Consider the following 6617-nt stretch of genomic DNA (forward strand, 5'->3'; position numbering starts at 1 on the left):
GGTGGAACTCGACTTACTCGTCCTCATCGTCATCCTCATCCATGACTGGACGATGCACAATGCCGCCAAAATCGTAGGGCCCCTTGGTTACCACCGGTAACACCTCCCAGTTCTCAATTAACGGTGGTGAACTGGTGGTCCACTCAAGGCTGAGGCCGCCCCAAGGGTTATCCCCTGCTACTTTCCCCTTATTCCAACTCCAAATGACGTTAATTAGGAACGGGATAACCGAAAAGGCTAAAACAAACGCACCAATGGTGCAAATAACGTTAATGGGTTCAAACTGAGGGTCGTACATCGCCACCCGCCGCGGCATTCCCTTCAGCCCCAACTCATGCATCGGCAAAAAGGTGAGGTTGGTGCCAACTAAGGTGAGCACAAAATGGGCAATACCAAGGGGTTCATTCAATAATCGCCCCGTCATTTTCGGAAACCAGTGATAAATTCCGGCGTACAGGCCAAAGACCGACCCACCAAACAGAACATAGTGGAAGTGAGCCACCACATAGTAGGTATCGTGGACATGAATATCCACGGGAGCCGTTCCTAGGGTTACCCCACTTAAGCCTCCCAACACAAACATTGACAGCAGGCCAATGGCAAAGAGCATGGCACTATTGAGGCGAATTTTGCCGCCCCACAGTGTTGCTACCCAGCTAAAAATTTTCMCCCCTGTGGGTACCGCCACAATGAGGGTGGAAATGGTAAAGAACATCCGCATCCACGGTGGGGTACCACTGGTAAACATGTGGTGAACCCAAACAAACAGACCTACACAGCAGATAGCTAAGCTGGAGTAGGCGATCGCCCAATAGCCAAAAATCGGCTTGCGGGCGTGGACAGGAATCACCTCCGACATAATCCCAAAAATGGGCAAGATCATTAGATACACTGCCGGGTGGGAATAGAACCAAAATAGATGCTGGTAAATCMCCACATTCCCGCCAGCATCTGGTTTGAAGAAGGAGGTGCCAAAATTAATGTCAAACAGCAGCAAAATCAGACCAGCTGCCAGTACAGGTGTTGAAACTAAGGCTAACAACGAGGTTGCTAAGGTTGCCCAGCAAAATAACGGCAATTGATCCCAGCGCATACTGGGCACCTTCATCTTCCAGATGGTGACGATAAAGTTCACCGACCCCATGATTGACGAAGTACCCACCAAAACAATGGCCAAAATCCACATGCTCTGCGCCGTAGTGGCCGTAATCGTACTCAAGGGCGGATACGATGTCCAACCCGCTTGGGCACCTCCAAACAGGAAGCTTGCGAGCAGCAGCGCCCCCGCGGGTGGATTTAGCCAAAAGGCCAAGGCATTGAGTCGGGGAAACGCCATATCCCGTGCCCCTACCATTAATGGCACAAGGTAGTTGCCAAAGCCACCAATGGCCGCTGGCACAATCCAGAGAAAGATCATGATTGTGCCGTGGTTTGTCAAGAAGGCGTTGTAGAGATTGGGGTCGATGAAGTCAGAATTGGCCGTCGCTAGTTCTGTGCGCATGGCCACCGCCATTAAGCCCCCGATGAGGTAGAAAATAAACGCAGTGACAAGGTACTGAATGCCAATAACTTTGTGATCTACATTGAACGTGAAGTAGTCGTACCACTTCCATGCCTTGGGATGTTCCGGTAAGGACAGGGGAGTATCTAGCGGGAGTTGTGCTTGCGCCATAGCTCTCTCAAGAATGCAACAGTCTAGTCAAATCAAATAAATCAAATGTGGTCGCTGGAAGGCACTGGTTGGGGCGATTGTGCCGCCGCTGCAACCTGGGCGAGGAGTTGGGGCGTGACCCCTAGCGCTGCTGTATGACTGGCCACTAATGAGGGGGAGGGAATGGCTGCCATCGTTTGGTTTTGGCTCAGCCATGTCTCAAACTCCTCTGGGGTATGGACAATGACTTGGGTGCGCATGGCACCATGGTAGCCACCGCAAAGTTCCGCACAAACGACAGGGTACGTGCCCGGCTTCGTGGCCTTAAAACGCAGCTCGGTGGGAACCCCCGGAATGGCATCCTGCTTGAGCCGGAACTGGGGCACCCAAAAGGAATGAATGACATCCCGGGCAGATAGGTTCAGCTGCACATCCTTGCCGACGGGAATGTGTAACTCTCCGCTGACAATACCTTGGCTAGGATAGGTGAAAATCCAAGCGTACTGCATCCCCGCCACATCCACAACCAGATCAGGCATTTTACCTTGAACATCCGGACTGGCACCAATGCCAACTTCCGGAACGCTATTAGTCTTGGTGGCTAGGAGGGGTGGGGCATCGGTAGCGGTCGTTTGGGGGGCTGCGGCAACAACGGCCACAGCAGGATTGTGATCTCCCATGGTGTGCATGGCATGATCTCCGGGGTTCAGCCCCCCCATGCGTTGGAAAATATCCACGCTATAGATGCCAAGGAAGATGACAATCAATGCCGGAATAGCTGTCCAGAAGGCTTCAAGAGGTAGATTACCCTCCACGGGAACCCCATCACCATCATCCCCAGCGCGGCGGCGGTAGCGAATCACAAATAAAATAATGGCGCCTTGCACGACCAGAAATAGGGCAGTGCCAATGGTGAGCATGATGTCGAAGAAGTCATCGACTAGGGGAGCTTGTTCCGAGGCTTGCTCTGGCAAAAGGTTGTGGTTATGCCCCACCCAAAAACTGATAAGGGTGATGACAACCCCAGCGGTCAGCGTCCAAATTGAAGCTGGTATTTGTTCCATAGTGCTTGCCTAGGCCATCAGAGACAATCCCATCCCGATCCTAGGCAGATTCCTCAGCAATGGGGGTTAAAATAATCTAAAGATTCGTTAAGCTGCTTTTGCGTCGTCATTTTAGTCGTTAGTCAGCGCGGCCTCAACGCAAAAAAATTGCTGGAATTCTAGCGTTCCTTGCATAAAGCGTGATACCCTAGATGAGGGCGAATAGAGCATTCAGTGCCCCAACCCTAGTAGGTTACTATTAGTGAGTTGGCAGTTTTAGCTGTATTCGATCCACGGCGGTTCCATTTAGCAACAGTAGCTGTGAACCAAACAAGCGAGCATTTTACTATGTCAATGTTAGCGGGGTTAGTGCATAGAACTCATCTGCGCCCTTTTTACCGTGATGCGGTTTGTCGTGCGTGATTGGCCGGTGTTTATTGTTGCTCTTTTTAATCTGCTTAAGGGAGGTTTTTTTATGTCTATCCGCCTGTATGTGGGCAACTTGCCGCGTGAACTCAACCGTGAGGAGCTAGAAGCTCTCTTTAATAGAGAAGTGGGGGAAGTTGGCACTACTAAGCTAATTACCGATCGCAAAACTGGCAAGTGCCGAGGGTTTGGTTTTCTAACCGTGGAGTCAGAGGAGTTGGCGGATCAAGTGATCGAAAAACTCAATGGCTATACCTTCAAAGACAACCCTCTCAAAATTGAGAAAGCCAACGACAAGCCCAAAGCTGAGACAAAGGACGAGCAAGTCGTGGAAAAACCTAGCGTTAGCAGTCGCAGCAATCCTCGTAAAGCTAGCAAGGGGGGAAATCGTCGCCCGCAAACGCCAGCGACAATTGGGTCTAGCTCTATAGATACAGAAGCGGCTCAACCGGATCCTCGCTGGGCTGATGCGTTGGCGCAGTTAAAAGAGCGACTGCTGGCGCAGAGCACAAATCCCTAGCGCCTTGCCCTATATTGTTGGGGGCTTCTATGCCAACAGATCCGTGGCCGTTTGTTACCCCCGGTATTCCCGATAGTCTCTTTGAACGCCTTCCCGGTATTCCCTTAACGCAGCGGGAAACACGTTTGCTGATGCTATCGTACCTGCGGCTTGAGCCGGAGTCGTGTCTTTGGGATGTGGGTGCAGGCACGGGCACCATTGCGGTGGAGGCAGCACGTTTGGCTCATCGCGGGCAGGTGATTGCTGTCGAGCGGGATGAGGAGGTGGTGGATCTGATCCAGCGGAATTGCGATCGCTTTGGGGTGAACAATGTTCAGATTGTGGCAGGTTCGGCACCAGAGTGTTTTCCACAATTAGAMCCCCCGCCGCAGCGCATTTGTCTTGAAGGGGGTCGCCCCATTAAAGAGGTGCTGTTGCAGGCGTGGGAGTATTTAGCCCCTGGTGGGCGTTTGGTGGCGATCGCCGGCAGTCTTGAAAATCTTTATGCCCTTTCGGAAGGCTTTGCTACGGTGCAGGCGCGCAGCTTAGAGGTGGTGCAGTCGGTGATCAATCGCTTGGAAACCCGTGGCGGACACCGACTCTTTACGGCGGTTGAACCTATTTTTATCCTCAGTGGCGAAAAAATTTCCTGATGGGGATCGGGCAGTTGTGGGTGGTGGGCACCCCCATTGGCAACCTAGAAGACATCACGGCTCGTGCTTTACGGGTGCTGCGGGAGGKGGATCTCATTGCGGCAGAAGATACCCGCCATACTGGCCGGCTGCTACAGTACTTTGGCATCACCACGCCCCAGATTAGCCTTCATGCCCATAATACCCAACAACGCCTGCCCCACCTCCTTGCCAAACTACACGCTGGCCAACAGGTTGCCTTGGTGAGTGATGCGGGGCTGCCGGGGGTGGCGGATCCGGGGTACGAGCTGATTGCCGCTTGTATTGCCGCCGCTGTGCCAGTCATCCCTATCCCGGGTGCCAATGCGGCCTTGACGGCGTTGATGGCGGCGGGGTTACCGATGGCGCGGTTTTGTTTTGAAGGGTTTTTACCTCCGAAGGGTCGCGATCGCCAGCAGCGTCTTGACCAGCTACGCCAGGAATTGCGCACAATGATTTTCTACGAAGCGCCCCATCGCCTTCGCGCAACCTTGCAGGATTTTGTGGACACCTTTGGGGGCGATCGCCCCATTGTCCTAGCTCGTGAGCTAACCAAACGCTACGAAGATTTTTGGCGGGGGTGCCTTGCAGCAGCCAGTGAGTGGGTTACCCAAACCCCTCCCCGAGGCGAATATACCCTTGTGGTGGCCGGCAGTGCGCCCACAGCCTCCCCTATTTCCTGGGAGCAACTCCAAACCGAACTACAACTCTTGCAGTCTCAAGGGCTGTCTCTTGCCGAAGCCAGTCGCCAACTAGCGGCTCTGACGGGTGTGTCTCGCCGTCAGCTTTACCAAATGGGCTTAAGGGGAACCCATAGCAATCGATAGAATAAAGGGATAGCAACATTCTTGGGCGCGGTTGCGATCGCCCCACAATGGCTAGGAGTACACCAGCATTGGCAAGTATCAATTTTTGGACTCTGCTGATTCCCCCCGTCGCCGGAGGGATTATCGGCTATTTTACAAACGATCTTGCCATTACAATGCTCTTTCGCCCCTATACCCCCCGCTACATTGGCGGCAAGCAGCTTCCCTTTACGCCGGGGTTAATTCCCCGCAATCAAGAGCGGTTGGCGCGCCGTATTGCCGATGCCATTCTGGGGTCTCTGCTCACCCCTGAAGAACTGCAAAACCTTGCTCGTCGCCTCTTGCAGGTGCAGCGGGTGAAAGCAGTGATCTACTGGCTCCTTGAAACCAGCATTACCCAAATTAAAGAGCAAAGTGAACAGCGATCGGCGCAAGTGCTGGCCAACATTCTGCGCGACTTTTTTGGCGGTGCCCTCCCCCGCCTGATCAAAGTGTGGTCGCGGCGGGAAGACTTTTTGGAGCCACAACTTAACCAGTTATTTGATCAAGTGCTGGTTGAGCTACAACTCAGCGATGAACAGGCAGAAAAACTAGCGAATTGGCTACTGGCGGTGATGCTGCCTCCAGATCGTCTGCGCTTAGCCATTATTGATTTTTTAACCGATCGCACCATCAACATTTTGGATCAAGAACTGCGGCAACATACCAGTGGCACCTACTGGGTGATGGCCAATCTAGTCGGAGTGCGCAATACGCTGATCCGGCTGCGGGAGTACTGCCTCAATGAACGGGAGGCTTGCAACCGCCGCCTTAACGACCTGATTCAAGCCCTTGCCCTGCGCCAACGCTTAGTAGAAGCCTTGCAAAATATCAGTTTACAAAGTTTGCCCCTTGGCACCGTGCGCGAACTGCGACAGCTCTTTCGCCAAACCGTGCGGACTTATATTCAAGAACAGGGATTTGGGGTGATTGAAGCGGTCAGTCAAACCGTAGATTGGGAGGGAATTTCCCTGAGCATTTTGCGGCGACTGCGAGAATCCGCCAGTTTAGCGGCGTCCCTTGAGGTGGTGAGTGATGAATTGGCGCTCGTGCTAGATCGCTACCTAGAGCGGGATCTCGAATTGATGATTGAGCGAGCCATTCCCATCCTTGATTTAGATCGAGTGATTGTGGATCGGGTCAAGGCCACTTCTCCAGAAAACCTTGAACTGGCGATTCAGGGCATTGTCCGTAGTGAATTGCAGGCGATCGTCCGCTTGGGGGGAATTTTGGGGTTCTTAATTGGTCTGGTGCAAGCTGGATTTTTGTACTGGCAAGCTAGGCCATAACCCCAGCTAGTCCCTAGGAATCCTCTGCAGTAAACTACTCCCAGCTAAAGCAGGGAGCTTTTAGTAGCCCTGCAGTTAGCAAGCCAACCACGAGCCTCTGGGGTGGTTTACAACACCCCCAATCGACCGTTACCAGTGCCTTAAACAACCGTTTCTGGTGTCCGCAGTACAATTATAACCTAAGGCAACTGAA

6 protein-coding genes are annotated in these 6617 nt (G+C 52.9%); 4 read left to right on the forward strand and 2 right to left on the reverse strand.

What is annotated here, in order from left to right:
• Nucleotides 1–13: 13 nt before the first annotated feature.
• Both ctaD and L5470_RS06285 read right to left on the reverse strand, forming a co-directional pair.
• Nucleotides 14–1672 (reverse strand): cytochrome c oxidase subunit I, encoded by a 1659-nt coding sequence (gene ctaD / locus L5470_RS06280; protein ID WP_499498863.1) that lies wholly within the window; start codon nt 1670–1672, stop codon nt 14–16.
• 41 nt (nt 1673–1713) lie between these two features.
• On the reverse strand, nt 1714–2715 hold the full coding sequence (locus L5470_RS06285; protein WP_099797684.1) for a cytochrome c oxidase subunit II: 1002 nt from the start codon (nt 2713–2715) through the stop codon (nt 1714–1716).
• Between the two features lie 454 nt (nt 2716–3169).
• Here L5470_RS06285 and L5470_RS06290 point away from each other — a divergent pair, with 454 nt between their 5' ends.
• Genes L5470_RS06290 through L5470_RS06305 form a run of 4 tightly spaced genes read left to right on the forward strand, consistent with a single transcriptional unit; the run spans nt 3170 to nt 6424 of the window.
• Nucleotides 3170–3640 carry an RNA recognition motif domain-containing protein gene (locus tag L5470_RS06290; RefSeq protein ID WP_198406080.1) on the forward strand — a complete coding sequence of 157 codons (471 nt, stop codon included), beginning with the start codon at nt 3170–3172 and terminating at the stop codon, nt 3638–3640.
• Between the two features lie 29 nt (nt 3641–3669).
• A complete protein-coding gene (gene cbiT / locus L5470_RS06295; protein ID WP_499498865.1) occupies nt 3670–4272 on the forward strand; it encodes a precorrin-6Y C5,15-methyltransferase subunit CbiT in 603 nt (200 codons plus the stop codon).
• Between the two features lie 5 nt (nt 4273–4277).
• Nucleotides 4278–5117, forward strand: coding sequence for a 16S rRNA (cytidine(1402)-2'-O)-methyltransferase (gene rsmI, locus L5470_RS06300; RefSeq protein ID WP_499498874.1), 840 nt, complete (start codon nt 4278–4280; stop codon nt 5115–5117).
• Between the two features lie 47 nt (nt 5118–5164).
• Nucleotides 5165–6424: a DUF445 domain-containing protein gene (locus L5470_RS06305; protein ID WP_099797691.1), complete on the forward strand. Its 1260-nt coding sequence runs from the start codon at nt 5165–5167 to the stop codon at nt 6422–6424.
• Nucleotides 6425–6617 lie beyond the last annotated feature (193 nt).

Origin of the sequence: Synechococcus sp. PCC 6717 (assembly GCF_022698185.1) — a bacterium.
In the GTDB taxonomy this organism is placed as follows: domain Bacteria; phylum Cyanobacteriota; class Cyanobacteriia; order Thermosynechococcales; family Thermosynechococcaceae; genus Thermosynechococcus; species Thermosynechococcus lividus.